Source organism: Streptomyces lacaronensis (genome assembly GCF_047337785.1).
GTDB classification, from domain to species: Bacteria; Actinomycetota; Actinomycetes; order Streptomycetales; family Streptomycetaceae; genus Streptomyces; species Streptomyces lycopersici.
Window position 1 is genome coordinate 4548048 of the sequence record NZ_JBLHDK010000003.1, and the last position, 14747, is coordinate 4562794.

13 protein-coding genes are annotated in these 14747 nt (G+C 73.1%); 3 read left to right on the forward strand and 10 right to left on the reverse strand.

The window, feature by feature from the left end; translation table 11 throughout:
* Positions 1-16 precede the first annotated feature (16 nt).
* A complete protein-coding gene (locus tag ACMTAK_RS19165) occupies positions 17-853 on the forward strand; it encodes a transglutaminase-like domain-containing protein (RefSeq protein WP_413807349.1) in 837 nt (278 codons plus the stop codon).
* 342 nt (positions 854-1195) lie between these two features.
* On the opposite strand, the gene ACMTAK_RS19170 is transcribed toward ACMTAK_RS19165, so the two are convergent.
* Complete coding sequence (locus tag ACMTAK_RS19170; RefSeq protein WP_413807350.1) at positions 1196-1798, reverse strand: TetR/AcrR family transcriptional regulator; 603 nt, start codon at positions 1796-1798, stop codon at positions 1196-1198.
* A gap of 92 nt (positions 1799-1890) precedes the next feature.
* Between ACMTAK_RS19170 and ACMTAK_RS19175 the strand changes: the two genes are divergently transcribed.
* On the forward strand, positions 1891-2673 hold the full coding sequence (locus ACMTAK_RS19175) for an MBL fold metallo-hydrolase (RefSeq protein ID WP_413807351.1): 783 nt from the start codon (positions 1891-1893) through the stop codon (positions 2671-2673).
* A 79-nt stretch (positions 2674-2752) separates the two neighbouring features.
* Here the strand turns inward: ACMTAK_RS19175 and ACMTAK_RS19180 are convergent, their stop codons facing one another.
* The 8 genes from ACMTAK_RS19180 to ACMTAK_RS19215 all read right to left on the reverse strand — a co-directional run bounded on the left by ACMTAK_RS19180 (position 2753) and on the right by ACMTAK_RS19215 (position 10657).
* Entirely contained in the window at positions 2753-3358 is a 606-nt protein-coding gene (locus tag ACMTAK_RS19180; RefSeq protein ID WP_413807352.1) for a response regulator transcription factor, read from the reverse strand.
* Between the two features lie 106 nt (positions 3359-3464).
* The gene (locus ACMTAK_RS19185) at positions 3465-4736 is read right to left on the reverse strand and encodes a sensor histidine kinase (RefSeq protein WP_413807353.1); all 1272 of its coding nucleotides are present in this window, start codon (positions 4734-4736) and stop codon (positions 3465-3467) included.
* Positions 4737-4816: 80 nt separating this feature from the next.
* Positions 4817-5560: an ABC transporter permease gene (locus ACMTAK_RS19190; protein ID WP_413807354.1), complete on the reverse strand. Its 744-nt coding sequence runs from the start codon at positions 5558-5560 to the stop codon at positions 4817-4819.
* Positions 5557-6522 carry an ABC transporter ATP-binding protein gene (locus tag ACMTAK_RS19195; RefSeq protein WP_413807355.1) on the reverse strand — a complete coding sequence of 322 codons (966 nt, stop codon included), beginning with the start codon at positions 6520-6522 and terminating at the stop codon, positions 5557-5559. The genes ACMTAK_RS19190 and ACMTAK_RS19195 overlap by 4 nt, the downstream gene beginning before the upstream one ends.
* 184 nt (positions 6523-6706) lie before the next feature.
* The gene (locus tag ACMTAK_RS19200) at positions 6707-8953 is read right to left on the reverse strand and encodes a hypothetical protein (protein ID WP_413807356.1); all 2247 of its coding nucleotides are present in this window, start codon (positions 8951-8953) and stop codon (positions 6707-6709) included.
* 196 nt (positions 8954-9149) lie between these two features.
* Complete coding sequence (locus ACMTAK_RS19205) at positions 9150-9518, reverse strand: DUF6113 family protein (protein WP_044570320.1); 369 nt, start codon at positions 9516-9518, stop codon at positions 9150-9152.
* A complete protein-coding gene (gene mshB / locus ACMTAK_RS19210) occupies positions 9515-10399 on the reverse strand; it encodes an N-acetyl-1-D-myo-inositol-2-amino-2-deoxy-alpha-D-glucopyranoside deacetylase (RefSeq protein WP_413807357.1) in 885 nt (294 codons plus the stop codon). The genes ACMTAK_RS19205 and mshB overlap by 4 nt, the downstream gene beginning before the upstream one ends.
* A gap of 63 nt (positions 10400-10462) precedes the next feature.
* On the reverse strand, positions 10463-10657 hold the full coding sequence (locus tag ACMTAK_RS19215) for a hypothetical protein (RefSeq protein WP_037952186.1): 195 nt from the start codon (positions 10655-10657) through the stop codon (positions 10463-10465).
* Between the two features lie 320 nt (positions 10658-10977).
* On the opposite strand from ACMTAK_RS19215, the gene ACMTAK_RS19220 reads away from it, so the two are divergent.
* Positions 10978-13140 carry a S9 family peptidase gene (locus tag ACMTAK_RS19220; protein ID WP_413807358.1) on the forward strand — a complete coding sequence of 721 codons (2163 nt, stop codon included), beginning with the start codon at positions 10978-10980 and terminating at the stop codon, positions 13138-13140.
* A 102-nt stretch (positions 13141-13242) separates the two neighbouring features.
* Here ACMTAK_RS19220 and ACMTAK_RS19225 read toward each other — a convergent pair whose 3' ends face one another.
* Entirely contained in the window at positions 13243-14451 is a 1209-nt protein-coding gene (locus tag ACMTAK_RS19225) for a hypothetical protein (RefSeq protein ID WP_413807359.1), read from the reverse strand.
* Positions 14452-14747 lie beyond the last annotated feature (296 nt).

Here is a 14747-nt window from a genome sequence, read left to right on the forward strand (position 1 = left end):
AGGGTACGAGGCGGCTATGCCACGGATGAACGACGTCTCCCGCCGCCGCTGGTTCGCCGACGCGGCCCGCGAAGAGCGCCCCGATCTGGCGCTGCTGTGCCTGCTGGTCGGCATGGAGGCCGACCCCGGCCTGGACGAGTCCGGAATCGACGAAGCGCAGATCGAGCTGGACCGGCTGGCCGGTCAGCTCCCCTTCTCCCCCGGCGGCCCCGAGGACTGGGCCGCCGCGCTGGCCCGCCTCCTCGGTGAGCGCCATGGCTTCCGGGGCGGCCCGGCCGACTACCGGCGGCTGGAGTCCTCGCTCCTCCACCAGGTACTGCGACGCCGCCGCGGGCTGCCGATCCTGCTGTCCGTGGTCTGGATGGAGGTGGCACGGCGGGCGGGCGCGCCGGTGTACGGGGTGGGGCTGCCGGGCCACTTCGTGGTCGGCTTCGGCGATCCTTACGGCGGCCATGTGCTGGCCGATCCGTTCGAGGGCGGGCGGCCGCTGTCCGCCGAGGACGCGGCGACGCTGGTGTCGGGGGCCACGGGCGCCCCGCTCGCGTCGTCGATGCTGACCCCGGCCGGCCCGCTGGACATCGTGCTGCGGATCCTCAACAACATCCGCGCCTGGGCGTCCGCCCGCCCCGAGCGCACCGATGTCCGGCTCTGGGCGCTGGAGCTGTCCCTGCTGCTGCCCAGCCACCCGGCCGAGCTGCGCTACGAGCGGGCCAAACTCCTCGTGGAGCGGGGTGAGTTCCTGACCGGCGCCAAGGAGCTGGAGGACTACGCGGAGGTCGTGGCGGCGGTGCGGCCCGACGCCGCCGAGACGATACGCCGCCAGGCCCGCGCCGCCCGCGCGATGCTGAACTAGGGCCCTTCTGACGGATCTCCGCGGCGTCGCGGCGTCCGGCACGCCCTCTCGCCCCACCGCGCGAAAACCCAAGTAGCTCCGCTACGAGGGCTTCCGCGCGGCACGCCGAGAGCACGCTCCCCCAGCTACCGCTGGGAGGTGCCCCCTGACGCCGCTCCTTCCTCCACGGAGATCCGTCAGAAGGACCCCAGGGGGCTGGGCCAGGGGGGCGCCCGACGGTTGGTGGCGCCTGTCGCGGGTTGCTCCCCTCCCGCCCCTTCCCGCCGCATCGATACGCGGCTCCGCCGCATGGCAGGGCCGCGCCCGAGGCCCCGGAGTCCAGGGGCCCGGTCTGGCGTGCGGTCAGGACTGGTCCAAGGCCCGTTCGATCGCGCGGCGGGCCCGGCCCGCGGCAGCCCGGTCGTGCTCGAGCTGCATGGCCGCGTTCAGCGCCAGTCCGGCGGCGACGATCTCGAACAGCACCTGGTCGATGTCGAACCCGGCGGGTAGCTCGCCGTTCTCCACCGCCGCGGTCAGGTCCACCCGCAGCTGTTCCCGCCAGCGCGACCACACCTCGGCCACCGCGTCGCGAACCCGGCCGGGGCGGCCGTCGTACTCGGTGAGCGCCGCGGTCATCAGGCAGCCGCCGGGCAGCAGTGGCGCTTCCAGGTAGCTCACGGAATTGGCGCACACCGCGCGCAGCCGCCGCAGACCCGGCGGCTCGGCCAGTGCGGGCTCGACCACCCGGTGCCAGAAGTCCACGAACGCCTTGTCCAGCGTGGATATCTGCAGCGTCTCCTTGGTGCCGAAGTGCTTGTGCACCCCGGACTTGCTCATCCCCAGCTCCTCGGCGAGCCGGCCGATGGTGATGCCGTCCAGCCCTTCCTCGGAGGCGATCTCGGCGGCACGGCCGAGGATCCGGCCCCTGGTGGCCTGCGCTTCGGCCGCTGAGCGTCGTGGTGACATATGACAAGAATAGCGTACGTCCGTTCGCTATTGATTTACCGAACGACCGTACGCTAAATTCCGCGGCAACCACCGCGACGAAGGAGTGCGAGATGCGGGTGCGACGACTGGGCTGGGCCGGACTGGAGATCGAGGCAGGCGGCAAGCGACTGGTGATCGACTACGTACAGGACCTCTCACCGCTGTTCACGGGGTGGAAGCCGGGCGTGGGGCTGGCGGCGCCGAGTGGGAAGGCCACCGCCGCACTGGTCACCCACCTGCACCGGGACCACACCGACGCGTCCGCGCTCGCGGACGCACTGACGCCCAGGGCCCCGGTGCTGCGACCGGCGCCCGGTCACGGCGACGACGTGGACAACGTGACGACGCTGCCGGCCGAGCACGAGCTGGCCCGGCACCACCTGGCCGCCGAGGTCGTGGATGCCTGGTCCACCCGCGAAGTCGGGCCGTTCCGCGTCACCGCGGTCCCCTCCGTCGACGGACTGGGCGACCCGCAGCTGAACTGGGTGGTGCAGGCCGACGGGCAGCGGGTCTTCCACGGCGGCGACACGATGTTCCACGGCTACTGGTGGCTCATCGCGCGCCGGTTCAGCCCGTTCGACGCGGTGTTCCTGCCCGCCAACGGCGCGGTGGTCGACGCACCGCACCTGCAACCGCCGAGCCCGCTGCCCGCCGCGCTGGACCCGAGGCAGGCCGCCGCGGCGGCGGAGATCCTCGACGCCCGGTACGCGGTGCCGATGCACTACGCGACGGAGCAGCCGGACAAGATCGCGGGCTACGTCGAGGTCTCCGACCCGGAGAAGGAGTTCCGCGCGCACGCCGGACGACGCGCACACGTACTGGCCGTCGGGGAATGGCTGGACCTGGCCACATGACCGGAAACGGGGACCCCCGGAAGAGCCTGGCCCGCGGTCGATCGTGTGCGGCGCCGTCGTGGGCGGCCGTCGGGCCCGGCTACAACCAGCCCTTGTCGCGGGCGATGCGGACGGCGTCGGCGCGGTTGCGGGCGGCGGTCTTCTGGATGGCCGTGGAGAGGTAGTTGCGGACCGTACCCGGCGACAGGTTCAGCGCACCGGCCAGCTCCGCGTTGGTCGAGCCGTCCGCCGAGGCGCGCAGCACCTCGCGCTCCCGCGCGGTCAGCGGGCTGGCCCCGTCCACGAGCGCGGCGGCGGCCAGCGTGGGGTCGATCACCCGCTCCCCGCGCAGCACCCGCCGTATCGCGTCCGCGAGCTGCGCCGCCGGGGCGTCCTTGACCAGGAAGGCGTCGGCGCCGGACTCCATGGCGCGGCGCAGATAGCCGGGGCGGCCGAAGGTGGTCAGGATCACGATCCGGATCCCGGGCTCGGCCCGGTGCAGCGCGGCGGCGGCCTCGATCCCGCTCATCCCGGGCATCTCGATGTCCAGCAGCGCCACATCGGGGCGATGGGTCCGGGCGGCGTCCACGACCTCGTCGCCGCGCGCCACCTGCGCGACGACCTCGATCTCGTCGTCGAGCCCGAGGAGCGCGGCCAGCGCCTCCCGCACCATGGACTGGTCCTCGGCCAGCAGTACCCGGATCACGCCCCGCAGCGTAGCCGCTCCGGCGGCGGCCAGGGCCCGCCGGTCTGCCCGCCTTCGCTACGGCGCGCCTCCCCACGGCAACGCCTGCTCTACGGTGCGGCCTTCGCTACGGCGCGGCCTGCGAGGGCAGCTCCACGCGGGCGCCGCGGGAGAGCGGGACCAGGGCCCGGAGGGTGAAGCCGCCGCGCTCGCCGGGGCCGGTCTCCAGGCGCCCGTCGGCCAGCTGGAGCCGCTCGGCCAGCCCGGTGAGCCCGTTGCCGTGCGGGCCGGTGGCGCCGCGGCCGTCGTCGGTGACGGTCAGGCGCAGCTCGTCGCCCGTCTCGTCGAGGGTCACCGCACAGCGCCGCGCCCCGCTGTGCCGCACCACATTGGTGACCGCCTCGCGCAGCGCCCAGGCCAGCGCCCCCTCCTGGTCGGGCGGAAGGTCGGGGTGGTGGGTGCCGGCCCGGCTCAGGTCGGCGACGATGCCCCCGGCGGCGAGGGCGGTACGGGCCCCGGCGACCTCGGCCTCCAGGGTGGGGCGTCGAAAGCCGCTCACCGCCTCCCGGACGTCCACCAGCGCCTGTCGGCTGACCCGCTCGATATCGGCCACCTGCCGCGCCGCCTGCTCGGGCTTGTCGGGCAGCATCCGCCCCGCCAGCTCGCTCTTGAGCGTGATCAGGGAGAGCGAGTGGCCCAGCAGATCGTGCAGATCGCGGGCGAGCCGCAGCCGCTCCTCGTTGGCGGCGAGCTGGGCCACGGTGGCGCGGGCGGCGCGCAGCGCCCGGGTGGTGCGGACCATCTGTCCCACCGCGCTCATCGCGAAGCCGCCGAGCAGCGAGGGGATGACCAGGGCGGACACCAGTCCGTGCGAGCCGCGCACCAGCACCCCGATACCCACCATGAACGCCGTGTTCAGCGGGATCGCCCAGCTCGACAGCCGCAGCGGCAGCACCGCCCCGAAGGCGACGGACACATAGACCGAGAGCACCAGCCAGTCGTCGCCCATGGTGAGGGTGAGCACGGCGGCGAGCACGCTGATCATGCCCAGCGCCCCCAGGACCGCGGCCCGGCTCAGCGCCCGCCCGGTGTGCCGGAAGACCAGCCCCAGATAGACGGCGACGAAGACCAGCAGGCCGAACCCGCCGCACACGGTGCCCAGGGCGGTGTGGTTGCCATCGGCCAGATCGCTCACCGGCGCGCCCATATAGGCCATCCAGATCCCGATCCACATCAGCTTGACCAGCGCCTGTTTGCGGTTCTCGGGGGCCTGCCCGATGGCGGCCACCCGGTCGTTCTCCGCGTCGTACGCCATCGCGTCGGCCCACCAGGTCAGCCGGCGGCGCCCGCCGGGGCGGACCTCCGGATCGCCGTCGGTCCACTCGGCCCGGTCAGCCATGGTTTTCTCTCCTCGGATCACGCCTCGGGCCACGCCCTCGGTCATGCCTTAGGGCGTCCCTCACGCCTTACGGGTGTCCCTCACGCCTTACGGGTGTCCTTGCGGTACAGCCATGCCGCGCCGCCCGCGAAGACCGCGAGGTAGCCGATGAGCAGCGCCACGTCCTTGGCGTGCGGGGCGCCGCCCAGCTCGATGGCCTGGCCGAGGGCGGTGTAGGCGTGGGTGGGCAGATAGTCGCCGATGTTCCGCAGCCAGTCCGGATACGACGTGGTGGGCATCCACAGCCCGCCGAGGATCGACAGACCGAAGTAGATGATCATCGTCAGCGGCCGTACCGCGTCCCCGCTCGCCAGATATCCGATGGCCACCCCGAGGGCGGCGAAGACCAGGGAGCCCGCCCAGACCGCGGCGGTCAGCGCGGGCCACTCCCAGACCGCGTCCAGCCGTACGCCCTTGGCGACGGCGGCCACCACGAAGACGATCACGATCGACGGCAGGGTGGTCACCGCTCCCGCGGCGATCTTGGCCCCCACATAGCCGCGTCCGGGCAGCCGGGTGAGCCGCAGCTGGCGGGTCCAGCCGCCCTCGCGCTCCTTGGCGATCCGCTCGCTGTTGCCCATCAGCACGGCGGTCAGCGCGCCGAACGAGGCCATCGCGACCATGTAGTAGAGCGGCATGGACAGCCGGGTGCCGGGCACCCGGTCGTCGGCGTCGCTGCTGCCCGCGATCATCAGGAAGAGCACGGACGGGTAGATGACCGTGAAGAACATGAACCTGCGATTCCGCAGGGTCCGCGCGATCTCCAGCTTGACCAGCGTCTTCATCGTGCGGACTCCTCAACGGCCGCCGCGGCGTCGGTGATGGCGAGGAACGCCTGCTCCAGGCCGAGGCCGGTGACCTCGAGCCCGTGCGGATAGAGCCCGAGCCCGTAGACCGCGTGGACGGTCGCGTCCGCGTCGGTCGACCGTATCCGTACGGTACGCCCCGAAATCTCGATCCCGGTCAGCGCGGGCAGGGCGCGCAGCGCCGCCTCGTCGACCGGTCCGTCCAGTTCGAAGGAGATCCGGCGGGCCCCGGCCATCGCCTTGATCTCGGCGGAGGAGCCGTCGGCCAGCACCCGGCCGCGGTGCAGCACGATCACCCGGTCGGCGATGGCGTCGGCCTCTTCCAGGTAGTGGGTGGCGAACAGGATGGTGCGGCCCTGCTTCGCCTGCTCCCGCATCGCGCCCCAGAAGGTCTGCCGGGACGAGACGTCCATACCGGTCGTGGGCTCGTCCAGCACGATCAGATCGGAGGCCCCGGCGGTGGCGAACGCGAAGCGCACCCGCTGCTCCTGGCCGCCGGAGAGCTTGTTCACCTTGCGGGAGGCGATCTCGGTGATCCCCGCGCGCTCCAGCACCTCGTCCACCGGATCGCCCTTGGGGTGCAGATCGCAGGCCAGCCCCACCAGCTCGCGGACCGTCACCTCCTCCATCAGACAGCCGCTCTGGAGCATCGCGCCGACCCGCCCGCGGTCGATGGCCTGGCGCGGGGTGGTGCCGAAGACCTCCACCCGGCCGGAGTCGGGGTGGCGCAGGCCGAGCAGCAGATCGAGGCTGGAGGACTTGCCGGCGCCATTGGGGCCCAGCAGGGCGACGGTCTCCCCCGGGTACAGGGTGAGATCGAGATCGGTCACGGCCCGCACACTGCCGTAGGCCTTGTTCACCTTCTCGAAGCGGACCACGGGCGGGGCGCCCGTGGTGGCGGCCCCGGTGCCGGGGGCGGAAACAGCGGTCGTCGCGGTCATGGCCATAAGACTGGCCGAGGGCGGGGCGCGCACGGCAGTGTCAGCGGTCGTGACCTGGAGATGACAGATGTCATGGGCGTGACGCGGCCCGGAAGAGGCTAGGGCGCAAAAGGTCGGGACATACCGCGGCCCCCGCCCGGTGCCGGGCGGGGGCCGCGTCGTCCGGCCGTGCGCGACGGGCCGGTCAGTTGTCCTTGCCGATGACGCCGATGCGCTCGCTGGGCGTCTTGCCCCGCAACGCCAGGCGCAGCGCCGACTCCACGTCCTCCGGGGTGACGGGCTTCTTGGAGCCGTCGCCCCGCTCCAGCAGGACGCCGTCGAAGGTGCTGCCGTAGAGCTGCTTGAGGACGGCCAGGTCGTAGTGCTCCACCAGCTTGCCGTCGACCACCCGCATGGAGAGGATCTTCGGCAGCGACTTGTCAGGACCGAACGGGATCGAGTGCTGGGCGTCCGTCTGGACCGTGGCCAGCCCCGACATCGCGGGCTCGGCGAAGCTCTTCAGCTTCCGGTCCACCTCGGCCTTGCTGACCGTGGGGCGCTTGATGGTGACCGGCAGGGTGATGGCCTTGTTCTGGCCGGTCTCGGCGCGCAGCTGGAACCCGTCCGAGACGGCCTTGACCGCCTTGTCCACGTCCAGCCCCTTGCCCTCCTTGCCGTACACCGGGACGGCCTTGCCGGAGGTGAAGCTGATGCCGCCCTCGCGGGCCGTGCCGGAGTGGCCCGCGAGCCGCACCAGGGCGTCCCGCAGCTTCTCCTCGTCGACGGTGACCGCCGGTTCGGCCTCATGGGTGCCGCCGAAGAGCGAGCCGATCACGGTGACCGGGTTATAGTCCCGGCCCGCGACGTCCCGGACCGTGGCCTCGGTGTCCAGCGCCAGGCCCGCGACGGAGGGCTTGATCTCCTTCTCCTGGCCGTCGACCGACACCGTCAGCGGGGCGGTGGTGCGCTTGCCCAGCGTGGAGTCCAGCTTGTCGACGGCGACCTCCTTGGAGGTGCCGCCGATGTCGACGCCGAGGACGGTGGTGCCGTTCGGCACGTCGGCGTGGTTCATCACCAGACCGGCCGCGTAGGCCCCGCCCGCGATCACGAACAGCAGGCCCCCGGCCATGACGACCTTGGACCGGCCCTTCTTCTTGGGCTTGCCGGCCTTCGGGGCGGACGGCGCCGGGGCGCTGTCGCCGCCGGGCGCCGAGGCCCCCGGACCGCCCGGAACGGGCGGGGACGGCGGCTTGGCCCGGCCCTCGGCCGAGGGCACCACGGGCACCCCGCTGACCAGCGTGTCGCTGGAGACCTGCTCCGGCGGCACGCCGCCGGTCGGCGTGGGCTCGGGGTCGCGGAACAGCGAGGGGGACGGATCGGCCCCAAGGCCGTCCGCGGACCCCGCCCCGGGCCCGGTCAGCGGGCCCACGCCGGTGGTGGCGCCGAGGCTGCCGGACAGCGGCGAGCCACCCGGCGGGGTCGGCGGCTGACCGGCCGGGCCTCCACCGGCCAGCGGGCCCACTCCGCCCGGAGGCGTCTGCGGGTCACCGCCGTACGGGCCGCCCGCGTGGCCCGGTCCGGGCGGGGCCAGCAGGTCGCTGTCGCGCGGGCCCGCCCCGGGGCCGGACGGCGGCACGTACATGTCGCCGGTGGCCGGGCCGGTGGTGGGTCCGGTCGGCTCGGGGTGGCCGGACGGGGCCTGGGCGTCGGTGAAGTACGGCAGATCGGCGACGGGGCCGCCGCCCTGCTGCGGCACCGGGAACCCCTGCGTGGTGTCGGGCGCCGGGAATCCCTGAGTGGTCTCCGGCGAGGGGAATCCCTGCGTGGTCTCCGGGGAAGGGAAACCCGGCGTGGTGTCGGGTGCGGGGAACCCCTGGGTGGTGTCCGGCGCCGGGAACCCCTGCGTGGTGTCAGGGGCCGGGGGCACCGGTGGCTTGGGGGTGCTGCCGGTGGCCGACGAGCCGCTTCTGGGCTTACGGGGCGCGAACCAGTCGCTGGTCCGCTCGCCGTCGCCCTTGCCGCTCTTCCTCTCCCGGCCCTCGGAGGGCTCGTTGGCCCCGCCGGACTCGGCCGGCACACCGCGCTCGGGGGTCGGCGAGAAGTCGGCCCGGGGCAGGGCGCTGGTGCGCTCGGGGGCGTCGTCGTCCCCGCCGGAGCGCGGCGCGGGCACGCCGTCCTCCGCGACGGGCGTGCGCATGACCACCGGCGGGATGGGCCGCGACCCCGGAATGTTGATCTTGATCCGGGTCGTCAGCGTGGTCTCGGTCTTCGGCTCCTCCGGCTTGGCCGCGGCACGCGCCTGCCCATCCTCGGCGGCGCCCTGCGGGGCCTCCTGCGTGGGGTTCGGCGAGGGGTACTGGCGGGATCCGTACGGCGGGGTGCCCGACGGGTAGGCGGCACCGCCGCTACCCTCCCGGGGCCCGGAGGACGAACTGTCAGATTCACGGCTCAAAGCAGGTTCTCCCAGTTAGCTCCGCCGCCCGTCAGACCTCGCGCGGGCGGCTCGGCGGCGGCACCACCATACTGGGCGGTGCGGACGCGCACTTGACGGCCGCCGGATCACCGCATCCGGTACGCCCGAGGCGCACCCTTCGCCGTGTGTCCGAAGGGCCTCCGAGTGCCGGGGACGTCGTGCCAAAAACGTCACGTCACTTACCAAGTCGGACCGGCGGGCCAGGAGGTTGCGGCACCAAAGGCAGCGTGGCACACATCACACCGATGAACATCCCGCCGAGGAGGAAAGCGTACGACCCCAGCCCGGCGCCGAAAAGAAAATCCCCTTCCGGACGGGAGGAAGTGAGCAGCAACACGGCCACCGTCCAGGCGCCCGCGGGCACTCCGCCGCCCATCCGGGCGCCCATGGCCTTGACCCCGCCGTAGCACAGGCCAGCGACCGCGAGCAGCGCGAGCAGCAACCCGCCGGGGAACCACGCCGCTTGGACCAGCGCGCCCGCGGCGCCCACCAGAACCCCGGCCACGGCGAGCAGGGCGTATCCGCCCAGGCGCGGGGCCGTCATGCCGTCACCCCCGCGAACAGGTCGTCCTCGCGCTCCGCCCCGGCCTCGCCCTTGACGAGCCGGTAGTGCTCGTGGAGGAACATCGGCTGGACCAGTTCGTTGGAGAGCGCGAAGAAGGGCCCGTCCACCGCGATCTGGCTGGCGTGGGCGCGCATCGCCGCGGCCTTCGCCCCGGCGTGGGGGACACCGTCGACGAACGCGGTGACGTCCGCGTCGTCCACGACCCCGGGGACGTCGTCCACCGTGGCGACGCCGGGGAAGAGGGAGTCACGGCCCTCGGCCCGCAGCCGGGCGAAGCCCTCCTCGACGGCCGAGCGCGGCACGCAGTTCCAGTAGACCTTCGCGATGTCGTGCGGCTCGCCGAGATCGGGGCGGAAGCCGGGATCGGCGGCCAGCTCCACGGCGCGCATCGCCACGCGGTGCGCCTGGATGTGATCGGGGTGACCGTAGCCCCCATTGGTGTCGTACGCCACAAGGACCTGTGGCCGGATCTCGCGGACCACGGCCACCAGATGTCCGGCGGCCTCGTCCAGGTCGGCCTGCCAGAAGCAGTCCGGCCGGTCGTTCTGCGGGGCGCCCATCATCCCGGAGTCGCGATAGCGGCCGGGCCCGCCCAGGAAGCGATGGTCCTCGACCCCCAAGGCGGCCATGGCGGCGGCGAGTTCGCCGATCCGGTGCGGGCCGAGCGCGTCGTCGCGGTCGGCGGCGAGATGCGCGAGGGCAGGCGGAATGACCTCGCCCTCCTCACCGAGGGTGCAGGTCACCAGGGTGACGTGTGCGCCCTCGGCGGCATATTTCGCCATGGTCGCGCCGTTATTGATCGACTCGTCGTCCGGATGTGCGTGCACCAGCAGCAGACGACGGGCGGGAAGAACGGTCATGGGCACAGCCTACGATTCGCACACACGTGCCCATGGGTCGCACGCCCCGGCCCCGCTCGGTGGTCAGATCTTCACGCCGCCGATCATGTCCGCCACATTGGTGGTGAGGTCGTCGATCGTCGGAGCGACCGAGGAACTGGCCAGGTAGAAGCCGAGGAGGACGCAGACGATCGCATGAACCGCCTTCAGTCCTGCCTTGTTCACGAGCATGAAGACGATGATCAGCAGCAGCACTGACATCGAGATCGAGAGCGCCACAGCGGCTCACCTCCAGGTACACGCACTCGGACGGACAACATATTGATGCCACAGGGGGGCTACCCACTATGCGCAATCGATCATAACTATGGCGCTGCGCACACGACTCGGTGCACGGGAGCATGACAGGGGCGCATGCCTGATCGCACGAACTTCCCGGCTCAGGGGGCGACTTCTCGTTGGTTATGCGCCATCTCGCCGTCGTCCGGGGCCGCTTGGCACCCGCGCGGTCCCGGCCGGACCGTGCCGGGGGCAACGCCCACCCGGCCTACCGATCCGTACCCTCCCTCGCGATGATCCGACAGCCGTACGCTCCCCCTATGACCGGACAGCTCTCGTTCCCACGGCAGCACGCGCGCACCCAACGTTTCACCCTCGGGACACCGCGGGCCCTCGCCGTGGCCCCCGACGATTCACGCGTCGCCTTCCTGCGCTCCCGCTCGGGCACCGACCGCACCGGCCTGCTGTGGGTGTACGACCTCGCCGGGCGGCGCGAGTACCCCGCCGCCGACCCGGCCGAGCTGCTCGGCGGCGCCGACGAGGAGCTGTCCGCCGAGGAGCGGGCGCGGCGCGAGCGCAGCCGCGAGGGGTCGGCCGGGGTGGTCGGCTACGCGGTGGACACCGCGGTCGAGCGGGCCGCCTTCGCCCTCTCCGGACGGCTGTTCACCACGGACCTGCCCACGGGCACCACCCGCGAGCTGCGCGTCCCCGGCCCGGTCGTGGACCCGCGCCCCTCGCCCGACGGCCGCCACATCGCCTACGCGGCGGGCGGGGCGCTGCGGGTCACCGGCGCGGACGGCGCGGGGGACCGGGCGCTCGCGGAGCCGGAGGGGGACTCCGTCACCTACGGCCTCGCGGAGTTCATCGCGGCCGAGGAGATGGACCGCTCCCGGGGCTTCTGGTGGTCGCCGCGGAGCGACGCCCTGCTGGCCGCCCGGGCCGACGAGTCCCCTGTACGGCGCTGGTGGATCGCCGACCCCGCCCACCCCGGCCAGGAGCCCACGGAGGTGGCCTATCCCGCCGCGGGCACCGCCAACGCGGAGGTGCGGCTGGTTCTGCTCGGTCTGGACGGCTCCCGTACGGAGATCGAGTGGGACCGGGAGCGCTATCCGTACCTCGCGCGGGTGCATTGGTCGGCCTACGGTCCGCCGCTGCTTCTGGTCCAGGCCAGGGACCAGCGCAGCCAGCTCTACCTGGCCGTGGACACCGACACCGGCCGGACCAGCACGGTCCATGTGGACGAGGACGCGGTTTGGCTGGATCTTTTCCCCGGGGTACCGGCCTGGACCGAAGATGGACGACTCGTCCGGATCGCGGACGAAGGGGGCGCCCGGGTCCTGATGGTCGGCGACCGCAAACTGACCTCCAGCGCCCTCCAGGTTCGCGCCGTCCTCGACATCGGCACGGACGACGTGCTGTTCTCCGCCTCCACCGGGGCCGGTGCGCCGCTGCCCGAGCGGCCCGGCGAGATCGCCGTCCACCGCGCCTGGTTCCGGGGCAGCGGCGACCAGGGCGGCTGGGAGCCGGTCGGCAAGCGGCCCTTCCCCGCGGTCCACTCCGCCGTGCGCGGCGGTGAGGTGATCGCGCTGTCGTACACGGGTCTTGAGCGGCCCGGGGTGAGCGTGGAGCTCCTCCGGCCCGCCGACCACGGCGCGGCCGAGCGCCTGGCCGAGCTCGACGCGTACGCGGAGCGGCCGGTCATCACCGCCCGCCCCGAGCTCGTCTTCGCGGGCAAGCGGGACATCCCGTGCGCCGTGCTGCTGCCCAGCGGCTATCAGGAGGGCGACGGACCGCTGCCGGTCCTGATGGACCCCTACGGCGGCCCGCACGGCCAGCGGGTGGTCGCCTCGCACAACGCCCATCTCACCTCGCAGTGGTTCGCCGACCAGGGCTTCGCGGTGGTCGTCGCGGACGGCCGCGGCACCCCCGGCCGCTCCCCCGCCTGGGAGAAGGCGGTGCGCGACGACCTGGCCGCGGTCACGCTGGAGGACCAGGTCGAGGCGGTGACGGCGCTCGCCGGGCGCTATCCGCTGGACCTCGGCCGGGTGGCCATCCGCGGCTGGTCCTACGGCGGCTATCTGGCCGCGCTGGCGGTGCTGCGCCGCCCCGATGTCTTCCACGCGGGCGTGGTGGGCGCCCCGGTGACGGACTGGCGGCTGTACGACACCCACTACACCGAGCGGTATCTGGGCCTGCCGGACGAACAGCCCGAGGTCTACGCCGCCAACGCGCTGATGACCGACGAGGGCCTGTCCGGCGCGGCCGACACCGCACGCCCGATGATGATCATCCACGGTCTGGCGGACGACAACGTGGTGGCCGCGCACACCCTGCGGCTCTCCTCGGCGCTGCTGGCCGCGGGCCGTCCGCATGAGGTGCTGCCGCTGTCCGGGGTGACCCATATGACCCCGCAGGAGCAGGTCGCGGAGAATCTGCTCCTGCTCCAGGTGGACTTCCTCAAGCGGTCCCTCGGGCTGCGGTAGCGCTCCGCTGGAAGTGCCCTGACCTGCCGTCGACCGTCCGCGGCGCCGTCGTGGCTGGTCGCGCAGTTCCCCGCGCCCCTTCGGGGCGCCACCGAACCGCCGTCACCAGCCCGGCGGCGGCGCCGGAGGCGCGGACGGCGGCGGGGGCGTGGCGGGCGGGGTGCCGGGCGGCGGGGGCACCAGCGGCGGAGTGGCGGGCGGCGGCGGGGCGTAACCGCCGCCGTAGCCCCCACCGCCATAGCCGCTGCCGTAGCCCCCGGCCCCGGAGCCGTCCCCATGGCTCCCGGGCCCCTGGCCGTCGTAACCCCCGCCGTAGCCGCCGTAGCCGCCGCCGTACGCCGGGCCGCCTCCGAGGTCCCCGGCGCCCGCGGCGCCCTCCTCCATGCCCCGCCGCGCCAGCACGATCAGGGCGATCAGCCCCGCGATCGCCTCGAAGAAACCGGTGAGCACGCTGAGCACGCCCACTGTCGGCAGATCGCTGAGGTGGTCCACGTAGTCCAGCTTGATGTAGAGCGATGCCTCGCTGATCCCCGTGACCGTGACCAGGGCCGCCGCCACCATCCCCAGCGGGCGCGCCAGCGGGGCGCGCGCGAGCGCGGCGGCCGCCCCGGCCAGGGACAGCGCCACCGCCGCCCACGCGACCCAGGCACCGGGCGCCGACAGCAGGGTGGGCAACGTGTGCTTGCCGGTGAGCAGGTACTTGTAGATCTCCCAGCCGCGCTCCTGGGCCCAGTAGATCTGCCAGGCGGCGATGACGACCCCGATGGCGCCCAGGAACAGCGCGCCGACGACCGCCGCCCCGGGCGAGGGGCGGCCCGGCGGCCGGTCGGCGGGCGAGACCGGCTGCCCGGCCGGGGCGGCCAGGTCGGCGGGGCGGCGTGCGGCGGCCACGACGGCCAACAGCAGCCCCGCGAGCACCACCTGCGCCCAGGCGCTGGCATTCGCCCGGGTCTTCAGATCGCCGGGGATGCCCTGGAGCCAGTCGGAGTTCAGGTTCCACAGGCTGGGCAGGCGCACCGCGACGGTCACCACCGCGACCGTGCCGAGCGCGCCCGCGGCGGCCGGTGAGCGCAGGGCGGTGATCCCGACGACCGCGTAGACCAGCAGCAGCGCGAGGTCGAGCAGGGACGAGCCGAAGATCCCTCCGGTGGCCCGGAACGGCAGCCCCGCCCAGGTCCACCACAGATGGTTCGCCTCATCGGCCTTGTCCAGGTCGTGGATGATCCATCCCAGCGAGATCAGCCCGAGAACCGCGCAGACGAGCGCCCCGAAGACGCGCGCTCCGCTGTTGAGTATCCGTCCCTGCCCCATAGCCGTAGGTCTCCCCCGCCTCGCACCCCGGGCAACCGTCGCGAGCCGAAGAAAAATACCGATCGTAGAAGAAAAATGCGGATCGTGACCATCCGGAGACCGCTGGGGGACACGGTCGGCCGAGCCCCCGGAGTGGTGCGACCGGCCGGGGCGGCATGTCGCGCCCCGGCCGGTCCACGGCACCCGCACGGCCGTACGCAGTTCAGCCTGGCGCGTCCGTATATCGGTGTTGCGACAGATGAGTTGCCTGTGTGTTAACGCGTTTCCTGCCCATAGTCCATGCTTTGTCCCCCATG